This is a genomic window from Pseudoalteromonas sp. PAST1 (genome assembly GCF_021532515.1).
GTDB classification, from domain to species: Bacteria; Pseudomonadota; Gammaproteobacteria; order Enterobacterales; family Alteromonadaceae; genus Pseudoalteromonas; species Pseudoalteromonas simplex.
In genome coordinates this window covers 1-26238 of the sequence record NZ_JAKGBH010000057.1, presented here as the reverse complement: position 1 = coordinate 26238, position 26238 = coordinate 1, and the positions used below count along the sequence as shown (strand labels likewise).

Sequence of the window (26238 nt, the reverse complement as noted above, 5' to 3'; positions counted from 1 at the left end):
GACCATCTTAACTGTATCTGTGGTGTCTAACGACTCTTGAACGACTTTTATTTTAAATTCGAGGGAATATCTACGCTGTGACTTTACTTTCATGATTACTGACTCCAAAAAGGTGTCTACTTTTATGAAGTCAGATCAGATCGAGTGAGCGTTTAATATTGATAAATGCTCACTTTTAATTTTAATTGATTAACTCGAAACTCGAAACTCGAAACTCGAAACTCGAAACTCGAAACTCGAAACTCGAAACTCGAAACTCGAAACTCGAAACTCGAAACTCGAAACTCGAAACTCGTTGTTACAACCCTTTCTTCACTAAGTATCGATACGGTGCTTGTTCTACATCTTTAGCTACAAGTGTGTGGTCCATAAAGGTACAAAAGCTTGGGATATCGCGGGTGGTTGATGGGTCGTCGGCGATGATAAGTAAGGTTTCGCCATCTTTCATTTTTCGTACTGCACCACGCACCATCATCACGGGTTCTGGACATCGAAGGCCAAGTGCATCTAATTGGTGATCGGGATTATCAAAACTCATGGCTGACCTTTTAGGTGAAAGAGACGATTAATAAGCGGCTATTTTAACTTTCTATTGCCGCCAGTTTCAATAAGTGAAAGCAAAGCAAATAAAAAAGGCGCACTGAGCAATTCAGTGCGCCTTTTTATCACCAAGATGTTTGGTGTGAGCTCGTTATTCTACGCGCTCAAATACAGTTGCAATACCTTGGCCTAAACCAATACACATAGTTGCTAGGCCGTATTTAGCGTTCTTGTCTTCCATTAGGTGAATAAGCGTTGTGCTAATACGTGAACCAGAACAACCAAGCGGGTGACCAAGTGCAATTGCACCACCATTTAGGTTAACTTTTTCATCTACCACATCCATCAGACCTAGGTCTTTTAATACTGGTAGAGATTGTGCTGCGAAGGCTTCGTTAAGCTCTGCAACATCGATATTGTCAATAGTGATACCTGCTTGTTGAAGTGCTTTTTGCGATGCAGGAACAGGGCCGTAACCCATGATTGATGGATCGCAACCTGCAACAGCCATTGATTTAATACGTGCACGAATTGGTAAACCAAGTTCTTTTGCTTTCTCTTCGCTCATTACAAGCATTGCTGATGCGCCGTCAGAAAGTGCAGAAGAAGTACCTGCGGTTACGCTACCTGATGCTGGATTGAATACAGGGCGAAGTTGCGATAAACCTTCAACAGTTGTCTCAGGACGGATTACTTCATCGTCTTCAACTAAGATTAAAGAACCATCTGCATCGTGACCTTCCATTGGCAGGATTTCACGACGGAAACGACCTTCAACAGTTGCCGCGTGTGCACGTTGGTGTGAACGGTAAGCAAATTCGTCTTGTTGCTCACGGCTAATGCCGTGTAGCGTAGCAAGGTATTCTGCAGTTAAACCCATTACGCCAGCAGCTTGTGCTACAGACGTGGATAAACCTGGGTGAAAATCATTACCGTGAGTCATAGGTACGTGACCCATGTGCTCAACACCGCCAATGATGTAGGTATCACCAGCGCCAGTCATAATAGCGCGTGCTGCATCGTGTAATGCTTGCATTGATGAACCACATAAACGGTTAACTGTGACAGCTGGTACTGAGTGAGGGATACCGGCTAGTAGTGCTGCGTTACGAGCAATGTTAAAACCTTGCTCTAAAGTTTGTTGTACACAGCCCCAGTAAATATCATCAATTGATGCTGGATCAACGGCTGGGTTACGGTCTAACAAACCTTTCATTAAGTGAGCACTTAAATCTTCCGCACGCTTGTTTTTGAATACGCCGTTCTTTGAACGACCCATTGGTGTGCGGATACAATCTACGATTACTGGATTATTCATGTTTCTTATCCTTCCACCTTATAGAATACACGGCCTTCTTCGGCCCACTTGCGAGTTTCATCTGATACTTGGTAAATCGCACCTAAGTGAGCGTATTTGTCTGCTGTTGCAACAAAGTTCGCTAAACCAGTTTGATCTAAGTAACGGAATGCACCGCCTCTAAATGGAGGGAAACCAATGCCGTAAATTAGCGCCATGTCAGCTTCTTGTGGTGACGCTACGATACCTTCTTGTAAACAAAGTAGTACTTCGTTGATCATCGGGATCATACAACGGTCAATGATTTCTTGTTTATCGAAGTCTTTAGGTGCATCAGTAATAGCACTGAGTAACTCTGTTGCTGTAGCATCTTTTGCTTTTTTCAAGCGACCACGACGGTCTGGTGCGTATTGGTAGAAACCAGCACCATTTTTCTGACCAAAGCGTTTTTCGTTTGCAAATACAGTAACAGGGTCTTTATCTTGGCGAGCCATACGCTCAGGGAAACCGTCAGCCATTACACCAGTACAGTGGTAAGCTGTATCGATACCTACAACATCAAGAAGATAGGCAGGACCCATTGGCCAACCAAATACATTTTCCATCACTTTATCAACTTTAGTGAAGTCAGCACCTTCAACAACAAGTTTGCTGAAACCTGCAAAGTAAGGGAATAGTACGCGGTTTACAAAGAAACCAGGGCAGTCGTTTACAACGATTGGTGATTTACCAAGTTTTAATGCGTAATCAACAACGGCATTAATTGTTGCTTCTGATGTTTTTTCACCACGAATGATTTCTACTAATGGCATTTTTGGCACTGGGTTAAAGAAGTGCATACCACAGAAGTTTTCTGGTTTTTCAAGTGCCGATGCTAACTCGTCAATACGAATTGTTGAGGTATTTGAAGTTAGGATAGTGCCCGCTGGTAAGTCTTTTTCAAGGCCCGCAAGAACAGCTTGCTTCACTTTAGGGTTTTCAACCACAGCTTCAACAACGATGTCTGCGCTTTGTAAGTCTGCATCGTTTAGCGTTGGCTTGATCTTGCCTAAGGTAGCAACCATCTTATCCATCGCCATATGGCCACGTTGTACTTTTTTGCCAAGTAGCTTAGATGCTTCACCCATACCTAAATCAAGTGCATCTTGGTTGATGTCTTTCATGATAATTGGTGTGCCTTTATAAGCAGACTGGTATGCAATACCACCGCCCATAATACCAGCACCTAATACAGCAGCTTGTTTGATCTCAAGCTCACTGTGTTTAGCTTGCTTCTTCGCTTTACCTTTAATGTATTGGTCAGCTAAGAAAATACCTGTTTGCGCAGCAGCTTCGCTTGTTGCTGCTAATTTAGCAAAGTTAGCGTTTTCAATCGCCATTGCTTCAGCGCGTTCACAGTTTGCCGCAGCTTTGATTGTTTTTACAGCCATAACAGGTGCTGGGTAGTGACCTTTTGTCTGACCCATTACCATGCCTTCCGCCATCGCAAAGCTCATACCTTGCTCAACACGGTTCATTTTCAGTGGCTGTAATTTTACTTGTCGTTTTGCTTGCCAATCTAGCTTGCCAGCAATTGCTTGCTCAAGTGTTGCAATACTTGACTCTAAAAGTTTGTCAGCACTAACTACTGCGTCAAATGCACCTACCTTTAGGGCATCAGCGGCGCGGTTTTCTTTACCTGTAGTGATCCATGTCATCGCATTATCAGCGCCAATAAGGCGTGGAAGGCGAACTGTACCACCAAAACCAGGCATAATACCTAGTTTAACTTCAGGTAGGCCAATTTTAGCATCAGTACTACCAACGCGATAATCGGTAGCAAGTGCCCACTCACATCCACCACCAAGCGCCATGCCGTTTACAGCACTTAACGTTGGGAAAGGTAAATCTTCAATAGCGTCAAAAACGTCAGTTGCATTTTTGATCCATGCAACAAGTTCTTCTTGAGGTTTAGTGAATGTAGGTAAAAATTCGAAAATGTCGGCGCCGATAATGAAATGATCTTTATCGCTGGTGAACACCATGCCTTTGATATCTGAGTTTGTTGCCAATTCTTTTAATGCTAAAGCGCAATCTTGCAAGGTTTGCTGCGAAAGTTTGTTTACTGAACCGTCGGCACAGAACTTAAACTCGGCGATGTTGTCCTTGATGAAAGCAACTTCAAATGAATCGCTTTTATATAACATTATTATTCTCCCTAGTTTATTAACTAAGACTGGTACGATGAGTTTGCATTTCAATCAGTGTGCTTGCTTTAAAATGAAAATGCAACGAAAAATTTACTACGCTTTATCGCGATTGGTTAAAATATAGCTGGTTTGGTGCTAAGGTGTAGCAGAAGTTTTTTGTTATTAATTCTTTAATTTTTGTTAAAGGTCATCATGAAAAAACAACTCCTTGGTTGGACAGCTGCCGCATTACTTTTTCCTTTTTTTGCAGCTGAAGCCAACGATAAACATGACGCTTTTTTAAAAGCAGAAAAAAAGGCGCGTTACGGTGATTATCAAGACATGAAAGAGGCGGCAAATGGGCTTGATCACCCATTGAAACCTTATGTCGAAAAGGCTTATTGGCAACGGAATCCAAGCCTTAAACACCAGACCGAAATCGAGGACTACCTCAATGTTTACCAAAACACGCCATTAGAGTGGCCTGTGCGTAAGGCATGGCTTAATTATTTAAAAAAGTATAATAAAAAAGCGGCTTATATTCGTAACTACCGCGAAACAAGCAATAACGAATTAACTTGTCCTTATTTAAGTTTTCAATTGGACTTAGGTGCCCCTGAAAAAGCCATCATGAACCAAGTAACAGATTTATGGGTGGTAGGAAAATCTCAGCCAAAAGAATGTGATGAGTTGTTCTCACTTTGGAAGAAAAAAGGCTACCAGACCGAAGAGCGAGTTTGGCAGCGTATTAGCTTAGCTGCCGAAGGAGGCTCATCGAGTTTAATTCCATATTTAAAAACATTATTGCCTCGTGCTGATCAATATTTAGCTGATTTATATTTAAAGGTACGCAAAGACCCAAGTGCTTCGGCGGGTCTTTATCGTTATAAGAAAAAGTCTGCTAAAGAAGGGCAAATCGCGATTTATGGTGTGAAGCGCTTAGTATGGCGAGATAAAGACCTTGCATTACGTGCATGGGAAAAACTCGAAACCATGTTTAATTACACTGACGAGCAAAAAGCAGACGTTTACTACAGCTTTGCGTTATCGCTTGCCTCAAGCGGTCATCAACAAGCACGCTTTTGGTTAAATAAGGTGCCTAAAGAACGCCAAACTCAAAAGTTAATGCAATGGCAACTTGGTAATATGCTAGAGAGGCAAGATTGGTCTGGCATAGTGGCGTTTTTCACAGGTAAAGAAAACTTGAGCCTTGGTCAGCAATATTGGCTGGCGTATAGCTTAAATCAACGTGGTGAAGTCGAACGAGCTCGTGAGATTTGGCAAACAGTGGCTAAAGAGCGTGACTATTACGGCTTTTTAGCGTCTGCACGCTTAGGTGTTCCGGTTAGCTTAAATAATAAAGAAATTAATATAAGTAACAAGTTAAAGCTTGAGGTGGCCAATGCCCCTGGCTTTAAGCGCGCTCGCGCTTTGTATGAGCTTGAGCGTTTTACTTCTGCGCGTCGTGAATGGAATTATTTAACGGATACATCAACCAAAGAAGAAAAGCTCGCCGCGTCTTTGCTTGCTGCTGAACTTGATTGGTATGACAGTACTATTTACACCTTAGCGCAAATAAAAGAGTGGGACTATGTCGACTTACGTTTCCCATTTGCATTTAAGAATGTGTTTGCCACCTATAGTAGTCGTAGCCATATTGATGTCGCTTGGAGCATTGCAATTTCACGCCGTGAAAGCTCTTTTGCACCGGATGCGCGTTCTCATGCAAATGCCCATGGTTTAATGCAGTTGTTGCCAAGCACTGCTAAATATATGAATAAGAGCTCGGTATCACGAAAACAGTTATATCAGCCTCGTACTAATATTCGTCTTGGTAGTGAGTATTTGCAGTATTTGAAAAAGAAAAATCATGGCAACGAAATCCTAGCAACGGCTTCTTATAATGCGGGCTACCATCGTATTAAACGTTGGATCCCAGAGCAAGCTATGCCAGCAGAGCTGTGGATTGAGTTAATTCCTTACACAGAAACACGAAACTACGTTAAAAACGTGTTTGCTTACAGACAGGTTTATCACACTCGATTAGGACGCGATGGCAATGTTCTAGCGCCAATCCTTGATATGTCGATGGGTGGTTAAACTCGATTTGCCACACTATCCTCCCTCAGTTGGGGGATAGTGCTGGCTATGATAGACTTCTAACAAGTTAAATTTACTAAAGATGGGTTTACTATGGATAAATTAGCGGTGCTATACGCCGAACATATTGCAACCTTGCAACAACGCACTCGTACAATTACAGAGCGTGAAGGTTTAGAAGGGTTAGTAATTCACTCAGGTCAGGCTAAACGTCAGTTTTTAGATGACATGTATTATCCGTTTAAGGTGAATCCGCAATTTAAAGCTTGGTTACCAGTGATCGACAACCCACATTGCTGGATTGTGGTTGATGGTGCATCTAAGCCGAAACTGATTTTTTATCGTCCTGTCGACTTTTGGCATAAAGTGCCTGACGAACCACGTGATTTTTGGGCTGAGTATTTTGATATTGAATTATTAGTACAGCCAGATCAGGTAGAAAAACTGCTTCCTTATGATAAAGCTAAATATGCTTATATCGGTGAATATTTAGAAGTAGCGCAAGCACTGGGCTTTAGCATTATGAATCCAGAGCCAGTGATGAACTACTTGCATTTTCATCGTGCTTATAAAACACAATACGAGCTTGAGTGTTTACGACAAGCTAACCGTATCGCGGTAGATGGCCATAAAGCAGCACGTGATACGTTTTTTGCTGGTGGTTCAGAGTTTGATATTCAGCAAGCTTACCTCATGGCTACCCGCCAGAGTGAAAACGAAATGCCTTACGGTAATATCGTTGCACTAAATGAGAACTGTGCAATTTTACATTACACGCATTTTGAACCTAAAGCGCCGCAAACGCATCATTCTTTCCTTATTGACGCTGGTGCAAACTTTAATGGTTATGCTGCTGATATCACACGTACTTATGACTTTAAAAAGTCAGGTGAATTTAGCGACTTAATTAAAGTAATGACTGAGCATCAAATCGCTTTAGGTAAAGCATTAAAGCCAGGTCTGTTATACGGTGAATTGCATTTAGATTGTCACCAGCGTGTAGCGCAAGTACTAAGCGACTTTAATATTGTGAAATTACCAGCCGCTGAAATTGTGGAACGTGGTATTACGTCGACGTTCTTCCCGCATGGTCTTGGTCACCACCTTGGTTTACAAGTTCACGATATGGGTGGTTTTATGGCTGATGATACAGGTGCGCACCAAGCACCACCGGAAGGTCATCCTTTCCTACGTTGCACTCGCTTAATCGAAAAGAACCAAGTATTTACTATTGAACCTGGTTTATACTTTATCGACTCGTTATTAGGTGACCTTGCGCAAACTGACAACAAACAGTTTATTAACTGGGAAAAAGTTGAAGCGCTTAAGCCATTTGGCGGTATCCGTATTGAAGATAATATTATCGTTCATGAAGATAGCCTAGAAAACATGACGCGTGATCTACACTTAGATTAACGATAAAGGTTAGTGAATATCGGGGCCAATAGGCCCCATTTTTTTAGATAAGCAATTATGTCTGAATACCAATATCCGGCTGAGCCGGTTTTTTACCAAGAAGAAATCAAAAAAAGCACCTTTATTGTGCATATTGCCCACACTCCTGATCTTGCGGCAGCAAAAGCCTTTATTAAAGAAATTCAAGATAAATACAGCGATGCTCGTCATAATTGCTGGGCACATGTTGCGGGTAACCCCGGTGGCAGTCATGTGTATGGCTTTTCTGATGATGGTGAACCCAATGGCACAGCAGGTAAACCCATGCTCAATGTATTAACTGGCTCTGGTATTGGTGAAATTACAGCGGTGGTAACCCGTTATTTCGGGGGCATCAAGCTTGGTACAGGTGGGCTTGTGCGTGCTTACGGCGGTAGTTTAAATAACGCCATGCGTGAGCTTAAAACCATTACCAAGGTACCGAGTGTTGAGCTGATAGGTCAAAGTGATTACAGCGTACAAGGTGCAATCGAGCAGTTATTAAAAAATCAGTATCAGGTGCTTAATATCGAAAAACAATTTGCAGAGAACATCACTTGGCAAATTGAAATCGATAGCCGTCAGGCAGAGCAAGCGATTGATGATATCCATGAATTGACTCATGGCGAAGTTAGCCTAAAAGTCAGAAAAGTTTGAAATGTAAAAATAATACATTCCGTTTACTTACAATTAAGCCTGTAAGACAATAAACTGTATTAGCTAAACATTTAATAAGAAAGCGATACGCCTAGATGCAATTTCGTACCATAATAAAAATTCTCGGCCAGCTGGTGGCGTTATTTAGTATCACTATGGTGCCACCGGCACTGGTGTCTTTGATCTACAAAGACGGTGGTGGTGTGCCATTCGTTCTCGCTTTTATCTTTAGTGTTGTAATTGGTTTAGCGGCTTATTATCCAAACCGTCATGAACATGGTGATCTTAAAGCCCGTGAAGGCTTCTTGATTGTGGTCTTGTTTTGGTTAGTACTAGGTACCTTCGCTGCGGTGCCTTTAGTGTTCTTACAAGAACCTAATCTTTCCTTAGCTGACTCGGTATTTGAGGCCTTTTCTGGGCTGACAACGACAGGGGCTACCGTACTTACGGGCATAGAATACCTACCTAAATCAGTGCTCTTTTATCGCCAGCAACTGCAATGGCTAGGTGGTATGGGGATCATCGTACTCGCGGTCGCGGTACTGCCTATGCTAGGGGTCGGTGGCATGCAGCTATACCGTGCAGAAACCCCCGGTCCGGTTAAAGATTCAAAAATGACGCCGCGTATTGCCGATACTGCAAAGCACCTTTGGTATATCTATGTATCGCTGACGATTGCCTGTACGCTTGCATACTGGGCTGCAGGGATGGATTGGTTTGATGCAATATGTCATGCATTCTCTACGATTGCGATTGGCGGCTTCTCTACCTACGACGCATCAATGGGGCAGTTTGATAGCCCATTAATTAACTTTATCTGTGTCGTGTTTTTGCTGATCGCAGCCATTAACTTCTCGCTGCACTATGCAGCTGTATCGTCACGCAATATTCGTGTTTATTTACGCGACCCTGAATTCAAAGTGTTTTTATTGATTCAATTAGCCTTAGTTATTGTCTGCTTTACTGTGCTGTCATCAAATAATATTTATGCCGATGGTGATGAGACTCTCGACCAAGCCATGTTTCAAGCAGTTTCAATGAGTACAACCGCGGGCTTTGCGACTGATAACTTCTCAGCATGGCCGCTGTTCCTACCTATTTTACTTATCTTTTCAAGTTTTATTGGCGGCTGTGCCGGATCTACCGGTGGTGGTATGAAGGTCGTGCGGGTGTTCTTACTTTACCTACAAGGTATTCGTGAACTTAATCGTCTAGTGCACCCGAGGGCTATTTATTCAATTAAATTAGGCCGAAAAGCACTCCCAGATAAAGTTGTAGAAGCCGTTTGGGGCTTTTTCTCAGCCTATGCGTTAGTGTTCGTCATTATTATGTTGGCGCTGATGGGCACCGGTATGGATAACATCAGTGCATTCTCAGCAACCGCTGCTTGCTTAAATAACTTAGGCCCTGGTTTAGGTGAAGTCGCTGCTCATTACGGCGCGATTTCTGATACGGCAAAATGGCTACTTACTATTGCGATGGTATTTGGTCGTTTAGAAATATTTACTTTATTAGTGTTATTTACCCCAACGTTTTGGCGAGGGTAAACGGCGGATAACTCTCTAGGAATGGAGATCAAAAAAGTGCCAAAAACCCAAAAGCAATTAAATTTAGAAAAGTTAACCTGTATTCCTGCTGGTAGCTTAGTTGATGTGGAAATTATCACACCAACAAATAGTAAGCGTGTGAAAACAGAGTTTATTGGCTTGATGAATGAGCAATACATCATCTTAAATTACCCTTCCTCAAAGCGATTGGCGAACGGCAGTGATTTCATCAAAGACGGTGTGATGGTGATTATACGGGCTGTGCTCGAAGCGGGCGGTGGTCAAGTAATTGCTTTTCGCCAGCAAATAAGCGCCTTATCATCGCACCCTTATCGCTTAATCTTTCTTGACTTCCCTCAGCAAGTGCAGCTGTTTAGCTTACGAAGTGAAGCGCGTATTCCTACTTTATTCCCTGCAAACTTAGTGATTTCGGAGCAAAAATTGGCAGGGCTTATTAAAGATATTTCTCTCACAGGTGTGCAGTTTGATATTAATAGCAAGGAGGACTTAAGCGCTTTTAAAGGACAAAGCTGCCAAATCACCCTAAGTAAACGTGAGTTTAGTGGCAAGGTATGCAGCGTACGCAAGCGAGCGGGTGGCTTTATGTTTGGTGTGCAACTTGATACCAGTGAAGATGAAATGAAAGCGTTTATGAAAGAGCACTTAATTGACCTTTCAGTGTTGGATAGTTAATGCCAATTCGCCATTTTGCAACAAAATGGCTATTTTCCTCAATTTAACCCTATAGATATTAAAATTATTTTATAAATAAATTTAAATAACCAATTAAATCAATGCATTACTAATTAAATTAATTTCGATTTTTTTCTTTAAGTTTTGTTGTTCAGATAGTATTTATTTTCCAATCCCTAACTTTTCTGTTTTCTAATCCGAATTAATCGCTATTGTCTCCATTTTAATCTTTGTAACTTATTGATTTTAAAGGTGACAAAAAACCAACCACCGAGCTTGTTGCAAAACAGCAACAAATAGATCGCGTTATTTCCCCCTAATTCTCGGTATTTTAATTTAATACACTGATTTTATTGTTCTTTTTAACTTTGGCATCGAAGTTGAAATAGTCTTAGCGAACACAGAGAAAAACTGATTCAGGAACATATCCTTTATCACAGTTGAGACAACATTGAAGGAATAGTGATTATGAAAACGTTACACAAAACTTTAGCACTTGTAGCTCTTGCAACTTCATCTGCAGCATTTGCCGCTGACTTTGACACATTAGATGTTAATGGTGATGGCGCAATCAGCAAAAGCGAAGCATCTGTAAGCGAAGCATTAATGAGCCAATTTAAAGAGCTTGATACAGACGGCAACGGTGAGCTGTCAAAACAAGAGTACTCAAAAGCTTAATTTCATTGTAAGGACGCACTGAAAAGGATTTCTAACTCATGACAACACATTTTGAAGGAATGACATTATGAACACAGTAAATAAAACACTAGCACTTATGGCACTTGTATCTTCATCTGCAGCATTTGCGATGAGTGACTTCGATACCTTAGATGTTGATGGCAATGGTGTTATCAGCCAAAGCGAAGCATCGGTAGATGCAGAGCTTATGAGCAAATTCAGTGAACTAGACACTGACGGTAACGGTGAGTTATCGAAACAAGAATTTTCAAAAGCTTAATGTGATTAAGCAAAACCAGTTTATTTAGCTGATTAGTTCTGAGCTGCCAAAGACAGCCTAAATGGATAAGGGAATCCATGACAAAGGACAACACTGGAAGTGTGATCAGCTAACACTCTTAATATTGAAGGAATATGATTATGAAAACAGTAAACAAAACATTAGCTTTAATCGCACTTGCATCATCATCAGCAGCTTTTGCAGCATCTGACTTTGACACTCTAGACGTTGACGGTAATGGCGTGGTTAGCAAAAGTGAAGCAGCCGTTGACGCAAAAATTATGTCGCAGTTTAAAACACTAGATGTGAATGGCGACGGCGTTCTTACTGAAGCTGAGTTCTCTGAAGCCGAATAACTGAATTAGTACGTAGTTATACCAGTTTCCACTAAGCAAGGATCTCAGAAACGGATTTCACTCTTTTAAAATTTAAGGTAGTTATTATGAAACAGTTAAGCACAACAATCGCAATTTTAGCACTAGCAACATCATCAGCAGCCTTTGCACAAGGCGTAAGCTTTGCAACGTTCGATACCGACGGTGATGGTGTGATCAGCAAAGAAGAAGCGTCTGCAAATATGCAGCTTGAAAAGTTATTTCCAGAGTTAGATAGCGATGGTAATGGCGAACTTTCAAAAGAAGAGTTTGCTCAAATTCAGTAGAATCTTTTAGAAAAGTTAGGTACTTTCACTTCAAGAGTCGTAAAGCAGCTGTCATGGCTGCTTTTTTCGTTTATAAGCGTTCGTTTACAAGAAGATAGCACTTACTTGGAATAGCTTTTCAACAACTGTAATGTGCTTTTTATCAATCAAGAACATGATAACGTGGTCGCCAGACTGAATAACGGTATCGTCATGGGCAATCAGCACATCATCGTTACGCACAATTGCACCAATGGTAGTTCCAGCTGGTAGCTTAATCTCAGCAATTGCTCGGCCAACAACTTTAGATGTATGCTCATCACCATGAGCGACAGCTTCAATAGCTTCTGCTGCGCCTTTACGTAACGAATAAACATTAACAATGTCACCACGGCGAACGTGTGTTAGTAGTGCTGAAATAGTGGCTTGCTGAGGCGAAATAGCAATATCAATCTCACCACCTTGTACTAGGTCAACATATGCGCCACGCTGAATAAGCACCATGGTTTTTTGTGCGCCCATACGCTTTGCCAGCATCGCAGACATAATGTTTGCTTCATCGTCGTTAGTCACTGCGATGAATACATCCACTTGTTCAATGTGTTCTTCAGATAACAGTTCTTGATCAGAGGCATCGCCACAAAATACGACGGTGTTATCAAGCATTTCAGAAAGCTGTGCTGCACGCTCTTTATTGCGCTCAAGCAGCTTAACGCTGTGGTTTTTCTCGAGTGAACGCGCAAGACCTGCACCGATATTACCACCACCGGCGATCATGATCTTTTTGTATGAACGTTCGAGCTTTTGAAGTTCATTCATGACTGCGCGAATATGCTTTGTTGCAGCGATAAAGAACACTTCATCGTCCGCTTCGATAACGGTTGTGCCAAGTGGTTTAATCGCTTTACCTTGACGATAAATAGCCGCTACCCGGGTTTCGACATTCGGGATGTGCTCTTTCAAGGCTGAAAGGGCATAACCCACCAGCAAACCACCGTAATAGGCTTTCACCGCAACCAGCGATAACATGCCATCGGCAAATTGTAATACCTGTAAAGCACCCGGATAGTCGATTAAGCGACGAATATACTTAGTTACCAGCGCTTCAGGAGCAATGTAGTGATCAACAGGTAAGTCGTCATTATGAAATAGCTTTTCACGGTACTTTAAGTATTGCTCTGAGCGAATACGGGCAATTTTGGTTGGTGTGTTAAAAATACTATAAGCAACTTGGCAAGCAACCATGTTCACTTCATCTGAACTGGTTACGGCAATAATCATATCGGCGTCTTCTGCGCCTGCGCGACGCAATACATCGGGATGCGCACTGTGACCGGTAACACCTTGTAAGTCGTACTTATCTTGTAGCTCTCGCAAACGGTTACCGTCGATATCGACAACGGTGATCTCATTTTGCTCACCTACGAGGTTTTCTGCCAATGTGCCACCAACTTGTCCGGCACCGAGTATGATTATTTTCATAGCTTGTTCTTATTAGTGTTTTTTAACTAGCTTTGCGTAATAGAAACCGTCACTTTCACCAGGCAGTAATTGCAGACCAGGTAAAGTAGGGGTGTCGTTTTCATGCAAAGGTATGTGTTCAGCACTTTGATTATTGGCAAGGAACTTAGCAACTTGTTGTTGGTTCTCTTGCGGTAATACAGAGCAGGTCGCATACACTAGCGTACCACCAGGCTTAAGTAGAGGCCAAATGCTATTTAGGATATCGCCTTGTAAGTTAGCTAGATCTTCAATATCAGATGCACGACGTAACCACTTAATATCAGGGTGACGACGGATCACGCCAGTTGCTGAACAAGGCACATCAAGCAAAATACGGTCGAATTGCTGTTCATCCCACCAGATATGGGGTTGTGAAGCATCGGCACATTGTAGATCGGCAGCCAAGCCAATACGCACTAAGTTTTGTTTAACACGTTCTAGACGCTCGCTGTCGCTATCTAGTGCTAATACGTCAGCGTCGGCAAGTTCTAGGATATGGCACGTTTTACCACCTGGCGCTGCACACGCATCTAAAATGACATCATCATTTTGTGGATCTAAAAAGCGTGCTGCTAATTGTGCCGCTGCATCTTGAACTGAGCAGGCACCGGTATCAAACTCTGGTAATGCGTATACATCACACGGTTTAGCTAGTTTAATACCATCAGGAAAATCAGCATTAAGGGTATGCTCAATATCATTTGCTTTAAGCATCTCGCTGTATTCTTGGGTGCTGTACTGCGCTTGGTTTACACGTAACCACATAGGTGCTTGCAACTGATTCGCTTCAAGAATTTCTTGCCAGTTATCAGGATAAGCTGCAGTAACTTGTTTGATAAACCAACCTGGGTGGTTAAATTTGCAAACAGGAATTTGCTTTGCTTTTTCTTCAAGCTCAGCTTGCTCACGTTGGAAACTGCGTAAAATCGCGTTAATCAGACCTTTTAAACCCAGTGCGCGCATTTGCTGAAGCGCATTAACCGTTTCGCTGATTGCTGCATGAGGTGGTACACGCATATGTTGAAGTTGGTAAATACCCACATACAACAAGAACTGGAAAATACGGCGCTTACCTTTTAGTGGTTGATCTAAAAGTTGCTGGCAATAATTTTCTAGGCTAGGTAAATAGCGCAGCACACCGTAGCAAATTTGTTGTAGTAAAGCTTTATCTTTCGGCGATAAACCCTGGCTTGCAAAAGGTAGCTCTTGATTAAGCGACGCGCCTTTATCGACTACGTTGTAAAGGGTTTCAGCAGCAAGTGCTCTTACATTACTCATTGCTTTGACCTAATACTGAGCCAGGCTCGACCCAATCACTGCGACCATTTAAAAAGTCAGTAACAGCCATTGGTTTTTTACCTTGCGGTTGAAGAAGGGTGATTTTAAGTGCATCTTGCCCACAGCCAACAGTAATACCTTGCTTATCAGCAGCAATGATTTTACCGGCTTGTGCAGTTTGCGATACAACTTCGGCTTGCCAAATTTTTACTGTTTGTCCTGCCATTTCGGTAAAACAAACAGGCCATGGATTAAAGGCGCGGATATTACGCTCAATTTGCGCAGCATCCATTGACCAATCAATATTGGCTTCGTCTTTTGATAACTTTTTAGCGTAATTAGCTTGTGCGTCATCTTGCTTTTCTGGAGTGATTTCACCTGCAGCAAGACGGTTGATTGTACTGATCAGTGCATCAGGACCCAATGCAGCTAATTTATCGTATAAAGAGCTACTGGTTTCTGTGCTATCAATTGGGCAACGGCTGATATGCAGCATGTCGCCTGTATCTAAGCCTTCATCCATTTGCATTATTGTTACACCGGTTTCGTTGTCACCAGCCCAAATAGCACGTTGGATCGGTGCAGCACCACGCCAGCGCGGTAAAATAGAGCCATGCACGTTTAAGCAGCCTAAGCGCGGTGCATCTAAAATCGCTTTTGGTAACAGTAAGCCGTACGCCACTACAATCATAATATCGGCGTTCAGGCTGGTAAGCTCTGCAAGTGCTTCATCTGATTTGAGTGATTGCGGTTGAAATACAGGTAAATCATGAGCAAGCGCCAGCTCTTTAACTTCACTGGCTTTTAGCTTTTTACCTCGGCCCGCTGGGCGATCTGGTTGGCTATATACACCAACAATGTCGTGCTCTGAGTCAATCAGTGCTTGTAAATGGCGCGCAGCGAAATCCGGCGTACCAGCAAAAATAATGCGTAATGGTTGTGTCACAGATATTCCTATTGATTAACTTATGATTTAGCTGCCAGCTTAGCTTCTTTCTCAAGCTTTTTACGGATTCGTTGGCGCTTTAAAGGTGATAGATAATCAATAAATAGAGTGCCTTTAAGGTGATCAAGCTCATGCTGAATACAAATCGCTAATAGCTCGTCAGCGTCTAGGCTGAATTCTTCACCATTTTCATTAAGCGCTTTAACAGTGACTGTTTCTGCGCGGTCAACTTTTGCATATGAATAAGGAACTGATAAACAGCCTTCTTCACTCACCGTTGAACCATCTTTTTTGGTGATTTCTGGGTTGATTAACACTAACGGTTGGTCGCGCTCTTCAGATACATCGATCACCACAATGCGCTGGTGGATATCTACTTGCGTTGCTGCTAAGCCGATACCGTTTTCGTCATACATAGTTTCAAGCATGTCTTTGACGATTTGACGAACTTCATCGTTTACTTCTGGCACTTCTTTCGCGATTGTACGTAAACGCTCATCCGGAAATCTTAAAACTTCTAACCTAGCCATAGTTACCTTTTACACTTGTGATTCATTTAGGGTATTGTATGCTCTTATTTTAGCCATTCGTGTTCACCTTTAACAGGTTTTGGTTGATAATAATCGAAAAACAACACAAGGAAGCCAAATGAGATACCCACTAGTTGCGGCTTTGCTAGCCTTTAGCAGTGCTTTTCCTGCAATTGCTGATGTGTTAACAATAAAAAAAGATGCGCCAAAACAATACGTTGTAAAAAAGGGCGACACACTTTGGGATATTTCTGGTGTGTATTTAGATGAGCCTTGGCAATGGCCTGACTTATGGCAAATGAATCCACAAATTGCGAATCCACATTTAATATACCCGGGTGATGCGCTCACTTTAATTTACGATAAAGACGGAAATCCTCGTTTAGTTAAAAATGCGCGTTATAAAAAACTCTCTCCAGAAGGGCGAATCACTCCAAAAGGCAAAAATGCAGTGCCTACCTTACCATTGGAATTATTACGCCCATATTTAAGCTATGAGCAAGCGATTAGTGCCGAAATTATTGCTGATAAACCCTATATTTTAGGCGCTAGTGTTAATACTAAAATGAACACCTTGGGGCATACACTCTATGTTAAAGGTGACCTGCATTTAAATGAAGCGTATGGGGTTTATCGAAAAGGAAATGACCTTGTTGATCCAAAGACCAATGAAGTATTGGCGAATAAAGCTGAGCTTGTGGCGATTGTTCGCTCATTTAGAAGCGGTGATGTAGCAAATGGCGTTCCTGCCTCAGTTAAGGTTGAGCTAGTAAAACAAGAAATTAAGCCGCATGACTTTTTAATGCCAGCAATGGAAGGGCAGATGTTGCCTGCCTATTTCACAATGAAACGTCCAGACACGGCTTTAGATGGCACGATAATCGCGTCAGCTAATGAAATGCGTGAATTTAGTACCATGGATATTGTTGTACTAAACTTAGGCTCGGACCAAGTGAAACCGGGTTTCGTCCTCGATATTCAACGTCAATCACCAGAAGTGTATGACGGCCGCAATGGTCCTCGCTACCGCGAAGACTCTAACAGCCTTGAGAAATTCATGACTGACGCAAATGAGCTGTTCGGTATCGAAAGTGACGAAGACAGTAGTGTATGGCATATGCCAAAGGAAAAAGTCGGTGAACTAATGGTGTTTAAGGTATATGACAACGTTAGCTACGCATTGATTGTGAAAAATCAGCACCCGATCCGAGTTGGAGATTATGCAGTTATAAACTAACTCACAATTTGGGCGCTCTAAGGAGGGAGCATGGCACAGGTTTCAGGCAAGCTATCCCATTGGCTTGCCTTTTATTTATGTAAAGGGCTTGGGATAAAAAGCCTTATTGCATTAAGTCAAAAGCAGCCACTGGATGAGCTATTTAAGTTATCTAGTTTAGAGCTTCAGCAGCTGGGCTTATCACAAAGCCAAGCCGATAACTTAGTTAATACCGATTGGCAATTAGTCGCCCACTATCAAGAGCAGATATCAACGCTTAAAATCAAAGTGATCAGTTATTTTGATAGCAACTATCCGCCCTTACTCAAACAAATAGCCAGTGCACCTATCTTATTATTTTGTTTAGGTAACACTGAGCTATTACGGTCACCACAAATAGCAATTGTCGGTAGCCGTAATGCCACACCAACAGGGCTTGAAATAGCTGCTGAATTTGCTCATCAATTATCTTCTGTTGGCATGACGGTGACATCTGGTATGGCTTTGGGCATTGATGGCGCAGCCCATAAAGGTGCATTAGCAGGAACAGGAAACACCATTGCTGTACTTGGTACGGGTATCGATATTGCCTATCCCAAACGCCATAGTTTGCTCATTAAACAAGTTGCAGAGCGGGGCTTATTGGTTTCTGAGTTCTTACCTGGCACTGCTGCTAATGCCGCTAATTTTCCGCGCCGAAACCGTATTATCTCTGGATTATCATTAGGTGTGTTGATTGTAGAAGCGCAGATTAAAAGTGGCTCTTTGGTTACCGTACGCTATGCACTTGAGCAGAATAAAGAAGTGTTTGCAGTGCCGGGTTCTATAAAAAGCCCACTTTCAGAGGCGAGTCATTTTTTAATTAAGCAAGGCGCTAAATTGACAGAAAATATTAGTGATATTCTTGATGAAGTGAGCTTTTTCTGTGAAAACAGTCTATATAGTATAGAACAGCCCATAGCAGATGAACCCGACTGCCCAGTGTTCAAAAGTATAGGGTATGAGGTAACAAGTGTTGATCAAATAACACAGCGCAGCCAATTACCTGTAGACGAAGTACAAGCTCGGTTACTCGACCTAGAGCTCGCAGATAAAATCGAACGAGTACTAGATGGTTATATAAGACTGGGAGGACATAAACATGTTTGACATCCTCATGTATCTTTTTGAAAACTATATCCATAGTGAAGCTGAAATCTTTACTGAAGAGAACGAACTTACCGATGAGTTAGTTCGTGCTGGCTTCAATAAACCTGAAATCTACAAAGCCCTTGATTGGCTAGAGCAACTTGCAGACTTACAACAAAGCGATATCTACCCGTACCTTAATGCCCAACCACAACATGCTATGCGTATTTACACAGATAGTGAATGCCAAATGTTAAGTGTTGAGTGTCGCGGCTTTTTAATGTTTATTGAGCAAATTGGTGTGATTAACACCGTAACCCGCGAAATGGTGATAGATAGGCTTTGCGCTTTAGATAAACCATTTATTTCTTTGGAAGATCTAAAGTGGGTAGTGCTGATGGTGTTATTTAATGTACCTGGGTCAGAGCAAGCTTACGCACAAATGGAAGACTTAATATTTGACGAACCAACCGATGTATTACATTAATTCGACTTTGCTTGTATCTTTGTTGAGTTTGGGTATATTAGGCGAAAATTAGCCAACCCCACAGGAATCTTATGAGTAAAATCGACCATTCTCTTTTTTCTGCAGATAAACATGCACTCGAAAAAGAGTATGAGGTTTGCCCTAAATGCGGTTCTGAATTGGTTATGCGCAACTCAAAGTCAGGGCCATTTTTAGGCTGTGCCAGTTACCCTAAATGTGACTACATCCGCCCATTAGCTCATCACGATAGCCAACAAATAAAAGTACTCGAAGACAGTGCCTGCCCAGAATGTGGCAAGCCATTGGTAATTAAAAATGGCCGCTACGGCATGTTTATTGGGTGTACGGGCTATCCCGAGTGCCACTATATTGCACATGATGAAGAGCCTGACGGTGCCCCTCAATTACCTGCTTGCCCAAAATGCAAAAAAGGCCAGCTGGTTGCGCGTAGTAATAAGTTTGGCAAAACCTTTTATTCTTGTGATGGCTATCCGCGCTGTAAATATACGCTTAATCATAAACCTGTGGCGACCGAGTGTCCTGCCTGTCAGTGGCCAATTATGACCGAAAAGAAAACTGCCTCAGGTGTTGTGTTACAATGCCCGCAGAAGTCGTGTATGCATAAGTTAGTCGAATCTTAATGCACTTGTAATTTGTTTATTTAGGAGAGTTTCTTTGTCTGATCCTGTTGCACAACCAGCCAATGCAATTGACGCTTTGCATCAAGGCGGTGTGATTGTTTACCCAACCGAAGCTGTTTTTGGTCTTGGTTGCGATCCTGATAACCAAGCTGCGGTTGAAAAGCTTTTAGCCATCAAACAACGCCCTGTAGAAAAAGGCTTAATTTTAATTGCTGACAATTATGGCCAGTTATTAAAGTATGTAGATGATGCCAAAATCCCCATGGATAAACGTGCTGATATCTTTTCACAATGGCCAGGTGCTATCACTTGGGTGATGCCGGCAGCAAAAGAAACGCCAAAGTGGTTAACGGGTCAATTTGATACTATTGCTGTGCGTGTAACTGATCACCCAACAGTAAAAGCCCTGTGTCAGCAATTTGGTAAGCCGTTAGTTTCAACAAGTGCAAACTTAACCGGTCAAGAAACGGTAATGACTATCGCACAAGCGAAAAGCGAATTTGCTGACACGGTAGATTTTTATGTTGATGAGCCGTTAGGTGGCAACAGCCAACCAAGTGTGATCAAAGACGCTGCGACCGGCAAAGTATTTAGAGGATAAACATGCAAAGCGAGCTACTCGAACAAGTTAAAACCTATTTAATGGCCTTACAAGATACAATTTGTCAGGGTCTTGAGAGTGCCGATGGCAAAGCAAAATTTGTTGAAGATAATTGGCAACGTGCAGAAGGCGGCGGTGGTCGTACTCGTGTTATCCAAGGTGGTAATGTCATCGAACAGGGTGGGGTTAACTACTCGCATGTATTTGGCGCGTCAATGCCAGCATCTGCAACAGCGCATCGTCCAGAGCTCGCAGGTCGTAGTTTTCATGCATGTGGTGTGTCATTAGTGATCCACCCTAATAATCCACATATTCCAACTAGCCATGCCAATGTCCGTTTCTTTATTGCCGAAAAAGAAGGCGAAGAGCCAATTTGGTGGTTTGGTGGTGGTTTTGATTTAACCCCTTATTACCCTGTTTTTGAAGATGTACAACATTGGCATCAGGTGGCTAGCGATTTATGTCAGCCATTCGGTGCAGAGGTTTACGATAAATATAAAAACTGGTGTGATGATTACTTTTATCTAAAACACCGCAGTGAAACACGTGGTGTTGGTGGCTTATTCTTTGATGATTTAAATGAGCTTGGCTTTGAACAAAGCTTTGCGTTTATGCAGGCGGTAGGAAATGGCTATTTAGATGCTTACCTTCCTATTATTGAGCGCCGTAAAAACACGCCGACAACCGAACAGCAACGCGATTTCCAACTGTATCGTCGTGGTCGTTATGTTGAATTTAATCTTGTTTGGGACCGCGGTACATTATTTGGCTTACAAACAGGCGGACGTACTGAGTCAATTTTGATGTCGATGCCACCATTAGCACGTTGGGAGTATAACTATGTACCTGCTGCAGATAGCCCAGAAGCTAAGCTGTATCAGTACTATTTACGTCCGCAAGATTGGTTAAACAGCAAAGAATCAGATTTAGTTGCACGTCAGTGGCAGCTTTAATCAAGTATTGAAACCACTCTAATCAACATTGTGTTGTCACCCTCAACGAGGGTGGCGACACTGTCACTGTTAGGCAGCTCTGCCAAGACACTAAATAGCACTTCTGCTTTTAATATCTCTAACTTATCAGATGGTGTATCAATGGGGGCATTAACCTGTGTTAAGCATTGACTAATATCACAGGCGTAGAAATCAAGTTTCACCTCAAAATATTCAGGGTGCTGAATAAGCTTATCAAAACCATCAACAATGCTTTGTTCATGTTTATCGCTCTGTGAGGTTTTATCTTGACTGATAAGAGATTGAGCAATCTGTTGAATATCATCCTGATAAATATATTGATCAATCGTGCTTAGTTGATCAGCAGTATCATTCACGCTGTGCTGATAGGTAAATAATAGCGCTGCAATAATCCCAATGCAGACTAAAAGAGTTGTTATAAATTTCATTTAAACATCCTTATTTACTATGAAATGTATATAACAACTCTAGCAGTTGCACGAAAAGTGCGCAATTTAGCTTAATTTGAAGCGTCTTACTTGTTCATCCAGTGACCGTGCTAACGACAACAGCTCTTCACTGACTTTTTGGTTTTCATGGGCATCAACCAATGAGTGCTCGGCATTGTCACTAATTGCTATAACGCTTTGGTTAATTTCTTCAGCTGCTAGATTTTGCTGTTCAGTGGCATTAGCGATTTGCACGTTAAGTTGATTTATTTCGCTCATCTGCGAAGAAATATCACGTAGAGCTTTAGCAACTTGCTTAACTTGAACTGCTCTTTCGTCTGCTTCTTCGCAAGAGTTATTCATGGTATTAACGGTTTGTGCTGCTTCAGCTTGTAGTTTATCGATAGTGCGGCGAATTTCGTCGGTTGAGTCATGGGTACGGGTTGCTAAAGTACGTACTTCATCGGCTACCACAGCAAAGCCTCGGCCAGCTTCACCAGCACGAGCGGCCTCAATGGCAGCATTAAGTGCAAGTAAGTTAGTTTGCTCGGCAATGCTACTGATCACCTCGAGTACTTTACCAACGTCTAACGTTTGCGTTTGTAGTTGACTTACTTGCTCAGCTGCTGCTCTAACATCTGCCGCAAGTTGATTAATACTTTGCTCAGTGTGCTCAGCAACATGTAAGCTTTGCTGCGCAAGTTGATTACTGTGCTCAGACTTCTCAGATGCAAAATGGGTGGTGTTTTTTACTTCGCTTGATGAGCTTTCTAATTCGTTGATGGCGGCAGCGACCGAATCTGTCCCTTGCTTTTGCTTTAAGATCGCTTGCTCGGTGGTATCCGCTGAGGCATAAATGCTTTCGGCAGAGTGGATCAATACCTTAGAAGAATGAGAGACTTGGGCAATATTATCTTTAAACGCGCCTATCATGTGATTAAAGCTGGTGGCGAGAGAGCTAAGCTCGTCATTATTATTGTCGTCTACCGTGAGGCTTAAATCTTTATTGGTGGTTGCCAAGTGCATAGTATGGCTAATGACTTTTAAGCGTTTGATGAATATTTTTCTAAACATCACAGCCAGTAGTGAAAATGCAGTAATGAAAATAGCCGCTAGTAGTAGCGTGTTCATTAAGGTGTTTTGCGATACTTCTTGCTCAATATCAGCCAACGAATAACTAATTTTTACTACACCTAACACATCGCCTTCTTGTGCTTGATGACAGCCTAAGCAGTTTGTTCCTTTATAATCACTGCGAGCAAACATAGGCTTAAGATAAGTCATCGTACTATTTTGATTATCAATAAATAGTGCTTCAGTACCTGTTAGTGCTTTTCGCTCAGCATCGTTAGTCGCAACTTGGTTGGCATTTCCTGGCCCATAAATTTTATTAACGATTGGACTACGAATGATATGGGCGTCTGCAATATTAGGATGGCTTCTTAATTTAGTACTCAGAATTTCGCGATTAGCCATGGTGCCAGTTAGCATCATGGTGTTAATAGAATCAAAATAATTATCGGCAAGCAGTTTTATGTTACTTTCAACGGTATCTTGCGCTAATTCATGCTGTTGCTGAGCGCTGCTGAATATACTGGCAAATAATACCAATACGCCTGTTAGTGCTAACAAGGCATAAATTTTAAATTGGATAGACTTCATTCGACGACGCTTTTTCTAAATTAAGGAAAATTTATTATCTTTATTTAGAAAAAGCGTACATTGATATAGCGCAAAGCTTAGTTAGTTTTGATTGATCATATGGCTGGCGAGTTGCGATAACGATTGTCTTAACCCTTCGCGCAGGAGTGGGTTATCAATCTCGATATCAAGCGTTTTATTCATACAATGCATCCATTGGTCACGTAGGTCTTGATCAATAGGGAAAGGCATGTGACGCTTTCTTAGCATTGGGTGACCATATTTTTCAACGAATAGGTCAGGGCCGCCCAGCCAGCCAGATAAAAACTCAAAGAATACTTGGCGAATTCTATCTAAAGGCTGAGGATGCATATCATATAATGGTTTGGCGTATTCATCTGTGGCCATTATGTCGTAAAATCGATTTGCAATTGCTCGAGCTCCTGCTTCACCGCCAATAATTTCGTAAGGTGTTTTTTCTGGGGTAGGTGTTTCAGGCGTTGGTTTCGATTTAGAAAAAAGTCGTTTAATCATAATATTAATAAAGCTCTACAGGGCGAAGAGGTTGCTTCACTATGGACAAATACGCGGTTTTTGGAAATCCAATAAAACATTCGAAATCACCCGCAATACACGCACAATTTGCTGCATCATTAAACGAGCAAATACAATACAGCGCCATTTTAGCACCAACAGATGCATTTGAAAAAACTGTCGCTGAGTTTTTCGCTGCGGGTGGTAAAGGGGCTAATGTCACCTTGCCATTTAAAGAGCAAGCGTTTGCCATGGTCGATGAACTTACAGAGCAAGCGAAAATAGCCGGAGCAGTAAACACGATTAAACAACTCGAAGATGGTAGCCTGCTGGGGGATAACACCGATGGTGTAGGGCTTGTTAAAGATCTTTTAGCCAATAAAGTCACCTTAAAAAGGCAGCGAGTACTTCTTATTGGCGCTGGTGGTGCGGCGCGAGGCGTCATTCAGCCATTATTGAATGAGCAAATCGAAAGCTTAACAATAGCCAACCGTACCGCCGAAAAAGCAAAGGCGCTAGCGAGTCATTTTAATGGTGAAATTGATGTGCAGGGCTTTGCTTTGAATGATATCCCAGCAAACAACTATGATGTGGTGATTAATTCAACCTCAAGTAGCGTAACGGGAGACCTGCCTGGTATAGCAAAAGAGTGCGTTGCTAAGTGTCAGTGCGCTTACGATATGTTTTACGCGAATGATGATACGACATTTACATGTTGGGTTAAGTCGATTAACCCAACATGTTTAACTCTCGATGGTTGTGGCATGCTTGTTGGTCAAGCGGCACAGGCTTATTTTGTATGGCGCAATAAAATGCCAGAAATCATCCCCGTTGTTAGCGCGCTTAAAGCAGGAGAAATTGCGTGAATCAAGCTATCCAATTTATAGACAGACTCGAATTTAAGCCTGAAGAAAAGCAGTTGGTGTTTTTTGCCCAAGTTAGTGGCTTTATGGTGGAGTGTGTTATTGATACCAGCAAGTATGATTTTGCAGATCAAAGCAGTGCAGTTAATTACTTTGAATCTTATCGTTTCGATTACGAAGAGCTCGCCGAGCAGCTGATCGAAGATGAGCAGTATAACTCGGCAGGACAAATCGAATTAACCGAGGTGTTTTAGCCCTCAGCTAAGTATTCATCTTTAAGCTGAACGTAATTATCAGCAGAGATATTTAAAAAGGCGCGCTCTTGCTCTGTTAAAGGGCGAGCCTGTTTTACAGGGCTACCGACATAAAGGTAACCAGACTCTAAACGCTTGTTAGGTGGTACTAATGAACCACCACCAATGATCACATCATCTTCAACAATTGCGTTGTCCATCACAATTGCGCCCATCCCAACAAGTATACGATTACCAAGTTGGCAGCCGTGTAGCATAACTTTATGACCAACAGTGACATCATCACCAATAATAAGAGGGTAGCCATCGGGGTTTGACTTAGAGGCACGTGTTAAATGTAAAACACTGCCATCTTGAATGTTCGTACGTTCACCAATACGTATATAGTTAACATCACCTCGCGCAGCAACAAGAGGCCATACACTTGAATCTTTACCAAGCGTAATATCACCCACTAAAACCGATGACTCATCAATATAAACACTATTATCGTATGTCGGAGTGATCCCTTTATAAGAACGGATAGTCATAAATTCACCTTTTAATTTTAAAATGCGCTCAGTCTAGTGTAACAGCGAAGCAAATAAATACACCAAAACAGAGCTAAATTGACTTCTAAACAGCCAGTTTTAGGGTGTTTAGTTCAAAAGCTGAGCGAACAGTACGTTTTTTTAAATTTTATTGAAAAAAGTGCTTGCGTAAAAAATCCATCTCCCTATAATGCGACCCCACTGACACGGCGGGCAGCAACGAAAGACGCTGAACAACGTAGCAGAGAGTTAAGTGAAACTTCGGTTTCAAATAATCGAAAGAAAGTTTGAAATTAAGTGTTGACTCGAAAAATTAAGGATGTATTATACGCATCCCTAGCGACAACGTCGCAACGTTCTTTAACAATATAAAGCAATCATCTGTGTGGGCACTCGTACAGATTGAGTTCTAATAGCGAAGCTTAGTTTACTAAGTGGAGCAAACAAATTTAGAGTCTCAATTTCTTATGAGTGACTATATAGTCAATTTATACAGAATTCATTGAGCACGAAACTTCGGTTTCAAAAAACTTTTAATTGAAGAGTTTGATCATGGCTCAGATTGAACGCTGGCGGCAGGCCTAACACATGCAAGTCGAGCGGTAACAGAGAGTAGCTTGCTACTCTGCTGACGAGCGGCGGACGGGTGA

At 42.0% G+C, this 26238-nt stretch carries 28 protein-coding genes and 1 rRNA gene; 18 read left to right on the top strand and 11 right to left on the bottom strand.

Annotation, left to right across the window (positions count from 1 at the left end; translation table 11 throughout):
- Nucleotides 1-298 precede the first annotated feature (298 nt).
- The 3 genes from tusA to fadB all read right to left on the bottom strand — a co-directional run bounded on the left by tusA (nt 299) and on the right by fadB (nt 4023).
- Nucleotides 299-538, bottom strand: coding sequence for a sulfurtransferase TusA (gene tusA / locus L1272_RS19765; RefSeq protein WP_054554785.1), 240 nt, complete (start codon nt 536-538; stop codon nt 299-301).
- Nucleotides 539-691: 153 nt separating this feature from the next.
- Nucleotides 692-1858, bottom strand: coding sequence for an acetyl-CoA C-acyltransferase FadA (gene fadA, locus L1272_RS19760; RefSeq protein ID WP_235374146.1), 1167 nt, complete (start codon nt 1856-1858; stop codon nt 692-694).
- Nucleotides 1859-1863: 5 nt separating this feature from the next.
- Complete coding sequence (gene fadB / locus L1272_RS19755) at nt 1864-4023, bottom strand: fatty acid oxidation complex subunit alpha FadB (protein ID WP_235374145.1); 2160 nt, start codon at nt 4021-4023, stop codon at nt 1864-1866.
- A gap of 195 nt (nt 4024-4218) precedes the next feature.
- On the opposite strand from fadB, the gene L1272_RS19750 reads away from it, so the two are divergent.
- The 9 genes from L1272_RS19750 (at nt 4219) to L1272_RS19710 (ending at nt 12055) form a co-directional block, all read left to right on the top strand.
- A complete protein-coding gene (locus L1272_RS19750; RefSeq protein ID WP_054554782.1) occupies nt 4219-6105 on the top strand; it encodes a transglycosylase SLT domain-containing protein in 1887 nt (628 codons plus the stop codon).
- Between the two features lie 93 nt (nt 6106-6198).
- Nucleotides 6199-7521 (top strand): Xaa-Pro dipeptidase, encoded by a 1323-nt coding sequence (pepQ, locus tag L1272_RS19745; protein ID WP_054554781.1) that lies wholly within the window; start codon nt 6199-6201, stop codon nt 7519-7521.
- A gap of 57 nt (nt 7522-7578) precedes the next feature.
- On the top strand, nt 7579-8196 hold the full coding sequence (locus L1272_RS19740) for a YigZ family protein (protein WP_187490737.1): 618 nt from the start codon (nt 7579-7581) through the stop codon (nt 8194-8196).
- Between the two features lie 95 nt (nt 8197-8291).
- Entirely contained in the window at nt 8292-9743 is a 1452-nt protein-coding gene (locus tag L1272_RS19735) for a TrkH family potassium uptake protein (protein ID WP_054554779.1), read from the top strand.
- A 36-nt stretch (nt 9744-9779) separates the two neighbouring features.
- A complete protein-coding gene (locus L1272_RS19730; protein WP_235374144.1) occupies nt 9780-10436 on the top strand; it encodes a flagellar brake domain-containing protein in 657 nt (218 codons plus the stop codon).
- 468 nt (nt 10437-10904) lie between these two features.
- Nucleotides 10905-11114 carry a calmodulin gene (locus L1272_RS19725; RefSeq protein WP_054554777.1) on the top strand — a complete coding sequence of 70 codons (210 nt, stop codon included), beginning with the start codon at nt 10905-10907 and terminating at the stop codon, nt 11112-11114.
- A 67-nt stretch (nt 11115-11181) separates the two neighbouring features.
- Nucleotides 11182-11394, top strand: a complete 213-nt coding sequence (locus L1272_RS19720) for a calmodulin (RefSeq protein WP_054554776.1) — start codon at nt 11182-11184, stop codon at nt 11392-11394.
- Nucleotides 11395-11534: 140 nt separating this feature from the next.
- The gene (locus tag L1272_RS19715) at nt 11535-11750 is read left to right on the top strand and encodes a calmodulin (RefSeq protein ID WP_054554775.1); all 216 of its coding nucleotides are present in this window, start codon (nt 11535-11537) and stop codon (nt 11748-11750) included.
- Between the two features lie 86 nt (nt 11751-11836).
- Nucleotides 11837-12055 (top strand): EF-hand domain-containing protein, encoded by a 219-nt coding sequence (locus L1272_RS19710; RefSeq protein WP_054554774.1) that lies wholly within the window; start codon nt 11837-11839, stop codon nt 12053-12055.
- A gap of 84 nt (nt 12056-12139) precedes the next feature.
- On the opposite strand, the gene trkA is transcribed toward L1272_RS19710, so the two are convergent.
- From trkA to def, 4 genes are read right to left on the bottom strand one after another with little or no spacing between them, the layout of a single operon-like run.
- On the bottom strand, nt 12140-13516 hold the full coding sequence (trkA, locus tag L1272_RS19705; protein ID WP_054554773.1) for a Trk system potassium transporter TrkA: 1377 nt from the start codon (nt 13514-13516) through the stop codon (nt 12140-12142).
- Between the two features lie 12 nt (nt 13517-13528).
- Nucleotides 13529-14815, bottom strand: a complete 1287-nt coding sequence (gene rsmB, locus L1272_RS19700; protein ID WP_054554772.1) for a 16S rRNA (cytosine(967)-C(5))-methyltransferase RsmB — start codon at nt 14813-14815, stop codon at nt 13529-13531.
- Nucleotides 14808-15761, bottom strand: a complete 954-nt coding sequence (gene fmt, locus L1272_RS19695; RefSeq protein ID WP_054554771.1) for a methionyl-tRNA formyltransferase — start codon at nt 15759-15761, stop codon at nt 14808-14810. The genes rsmB and fmt overlap by 8 nt, the downstream gene beginning before the upstream one ends.
- 20 nt (nt 15762-15781) lie before the next feature.
- Complete coding sequence (def, locus tag L1272_RS19690; protein ID WP_054554770.1) at nt 15782-16291, bottom strand: peptide deformylase; 510 nt, start codon at nt 16289-16291, stop codon at nt 15782-15784.
- Between the two features lie 118 nt (nt 16292-16409).
- Here def and L1272_RS19685 point away from each other — a divergent pair, with 118 nt between their 5' ends.
- The 6 genes from L1272_RS19685 to hemF all read left to right on the top strand — a co-directional run bounded on the left by L1272_RS19685 (nt 16410) and on the right by hemF (nt 21317).
- Nucleotides 16410-17528, top strand: a complete 1119-nt coding sequence (locus L1272_RS19685; RefSeq protein WP_054554769.1) for a LysM peptidoglycan-binding domain-containing protein — start codon at nt 16410-16412, stop codon at nt 17526-17528.
- Nucleotides 17529-17558: 30 nt separating this feature from the next.
- On the top strand, nt 17559-18656 hold the full coding sequence (gene dprA, locus L1272_RS19680; protein WP_054554768.1) for a DNA-processing protein DprA: 1098 nt from the start codon (nt 17559-17561) through the stop codon (nt 18654-18656).
- A complete protein-coding gene (locus L1272_RS19675; protein WP_054554767.1) occupies nt 18649-19122 on the top strand; it encodes a DUF494 family protein in 474 nt (157 codons plus the stop codon). Before dprA ends, L1272_RS19675 begins: the two co-directional genes overlap by 8 nt.
- A 71-nt stretch (nt 19123-19193) precedes the next feature.
- On the top strand, nt 19194-19763 hold the full coding sequence (locus L1272_RS19670; RefSeq protein ID WP_138617973.1) for a DNA topoisomerase family protein: 570 nt from the start codon (nt 19194-19196) through the stop codon (nt 19761-19763).
- A 34-nt stretch (nt 19764-19797) separates the two neighbouring features.
- Nucleotides 19798-20364, top strand: a complete 567-nt coding sequence (locus L1272_RS19665) for an L-threonylcarbamoyladenylate synthase (RefSeq protein WP_235374143.1) — start codon at nt 19798-19800, stop codon at nt 20362-20364.
- A gap of 2 nt (nt 20365-20366) precedes the next feature.
- Nucleotides 20367-21317, top strand: a complete 951-nt coding sequence (gene hemF / locus L1272_RS19660; protein WP_235374142.1) for an oxygen-dependent coproporphyrinogen oxidase — start codon at nt 20367-20369, stop codon at nt 21315-21317.
- On the opposite strand, the gene L1272_RS19655 is transcribed toward hemF, so the two are convergent.
- The 3 genes from L1272_RS19655 to L1272_RS19645 all read right to left on the bottom strand — a co-directional run bounded on the left by L1272_RS19655 (nt 21314) and on the right by L1272_RS19645 (nt 23941).
- Complete coding sequence (locus L1272_RS19655; RefSeq protein ID WP_235374141.1) at nt 21314-21766, bottom strand: hypothetical protein; 453 nt, start codon at nt 21764-21766, stop codon at nt 21314-21316. The genes hemF and L1272_RS19655 overlap by 4 nt on opposite strands.
- A 66-nt stretch (nt 21767-21832) precedes the next feature.
- On the bottom strand, nt 21833-23428 hold the full coding sequence (locus L1272_RS19650) for a methyl-accepting chemotaxis protein (protein ID WP_235374140.1): 1596 nt from the start codon (nt 23426-23428) through the stop codon (nt 21833-21835).
- 81 nt (nt 23429-23509) lie between these two features.
- Nucleotides 23510-23941 (bottom strand): group II truncated hemoglobin, encoded by a 432-nt coding sequence (locus tag L1272_RS19645; RefSeq protein WP_054554758.1) that lies wholly within the window; start codon nt 23939-23941, stop codon nt 23510-23512.
- 41 nt (nt 23942-23982) lie between these two features.
- On the opposite strand from L1272_RS19645, the gene aroE reads away from it, so the two are divergent.
- Both aroE and L1272_RS19635 read left to right on the top strand, forming a co-directional pair.
- Nucleotides 23983-24807, top strand: a complete 825-nt coding sequence (gene aroE, locus L1272_RS19640) for a shikimate dehydrogenase (RefSeq protein ID WP_054554757.1) — start codon at nt 23983-23985, stop codon at nt 24805-24807.
- Complete coding sequence (locus tag L1272_RS19635) at nt 24804-25058, top strand: DUF1488 domain-containing protein (protein ID WP_054554756.1); 255 nt, start codon at nt 24804-24806, stop codon at nt 25056-25058. Before aroE ends, L1272_RS19635 begins: the two co-directional genes overlap by 4 nt.
- Here L1272_RS19635 and L1272_RS19630 read toward each other — a convergent pair.
- Entirely contained in the window at nt 25055-25588 is a 534-nt protein-coding gene (locus L1272_RS19630) for a gamma carbonic anhydrase family protein (RefSeq protein ID WP_138617959.1), read from the bottom strand. The genes L1272_RS19635 and L1272_RS19630 overlap by 4 nt on opposite strands.
- A 534-nt stretch (nt 25589-26122) precedes the next feature.
- Here L1272_RS19630 and L1272_RS19625 point away from each other — a divergent pair.
- A 16S ribosomal RNA gene (locus L1272_RS19625) occupies nt 26123-26238 on the top strand; the annotation flags it as partial.

Coding starts and splice junctions, on each gene's coding strand:
- fadA (WP_235374146.1), bottom strand. CDS start 1,858: ATGAATAATCCAGTAATCGTAGATTGTATCCGCACACCAATGGGTCGT.
- L1272_RS19725 (WP_054554777.1), top strand. CDS start 10,905: ATGAAAACGTTACACAAAACTTTAGCACTTGTAGCTCTTGCAACTTCA.
- def (WP_054554770.1), bottom strand. CDS start 16,291: ATGGCTAGGTTAGAAGTTTTAAGATTTCCGGATGAGCGTTTACGTACA.
- L1272_RS19720 (WP_054554776.1), top strand. CDS start 11,182: ATGAACACAGTAAATAAAACACTAGCACTTATGGCACTTGTATCTTCA.
- fadB (WP_235374145.1), bottom strand. CDS start 4,023: ATGTTATATAAAAGCGATTCATTTGAAGTTGCTTTCATCAAGGACAAC.
- L1272_RS19630 (WP_138617959.1), bottom strand. CDS start 25,588: ATGACTATCCGTTCTTATAAAGGGATCACTCCGACATACGATAATAGT.
- rsmB (WP_054554772.1), bottom strand. CDS start 14,815: ATGAGTAATGTAAGAGCACTTGCTGCTGAAACCCTTTACAACGTAGTC.
- L1272_RS19670 (WP_138617973.1), top strand. CDS start 19,194: ATGAGTAAAATCGACCATTCTCTTTTTTCTGCAGATAAACATGCACTC.
- L1272_RS19655 (WP_235374141.1), bottom strand. CDS start 21,766: ATGAAATTTATAACAACTCTTTTAGTCTGCATTGGGATTATTGCAGCG.
- aroE (WP_054554757.1), top strand. CDS start 23,983: ATGGACAAATACGCGGTTTTTGGAAATCCAATAAAACATTCGAAATCA.
- hemF (WP_235374142.1), top strand. CDS start 20,367: ATGCAAAGCGAGCTACTCGAACAAGTTAAAACCTATTTAATGGCCTTA.
- L1272_RS19740 (WP_187490737.1), top strand. CDS start 7,579: ATGTCTGAATACCAATATCCGGCTGAGCCGGTTTTTTACCAAGAAGAA.
- L1272_RS19650 (WP_235374140.1), bottom strand. CDS start 23,428: ATGAAGTCTATCCAATTTAAAATTTATGCCTTGTTAGCACTAACAGGC.
- trkA (WP_054554773.1), bottom strand. CDS start 13,516: ATGAAAATAATCATACTCGGTGCCGGACAAGTTGGTGGCACATTGGCA.
- L1272_RS19710 (WP_054554774.1), top strand. CDS start 11,837: ATGAAACAGTTAAGCACAACAATCGCAATTTTAGCACTAGCAACATCA.
- pepQ (WP_054554781.1), top strand. CDS start 6,199: ATGGATAAATTAGCGGTGCTATACGCCGAACATATTGCAACCTTGCAA.
- dprA (WP_054554768.1), top strand. CDS start 17,559: ATGGCACAGGTTTCAGGCAAGCTATCCCATTGGCTTGCCTTTTATTTA.
- L1272_RS19715 (WP_054554775.1), top strand. CDS start 11,535: ATGAAAACAGTAAACAAAACATTAGCTTTAATCGCACTTGCATCATCA.
- L1272_RS19675 (WP_054554767.1), top strand. CDS start 18,649: ATGTTTGACATCCTCATGTATCTTTTTGAAAACTATATCCATAGTGAA.
- L1272_RS19750 (WP_054554782.1), top strand. CDS start 4,219: ATGAAAAAACAACTCCTTGGTTGGACAGCTGCCGCATTACTTTTTCCT.
- L1272_RS19645 (WP_054554758.1), bottom strand. CDS start 23,941: ATGATTAAACGACTTTTTTCTAAATCGAAACCAACGCCTGAAACACCT.
- L1272_RS19735 (WP_054554779.1), top strand. CDS start 8,292: ATGCAATTTCGTACCATAATAAAAATTCTCGGCCAGCTGGTGGCGTTA.
- tusA (WP_054554785.1), bottom strand. CDS start 538: ATGAGTTTTGATAATCCCGATCACCAATTAGATGCACTTGGCCTTCGA.
- L1272_RS19685 (WP_054554769.1), top strand. CDS start 16,410: ATGAGATACCCACTAGTTGCGGCTTTGCTAGCCTTTAGCAGTGCTTTT.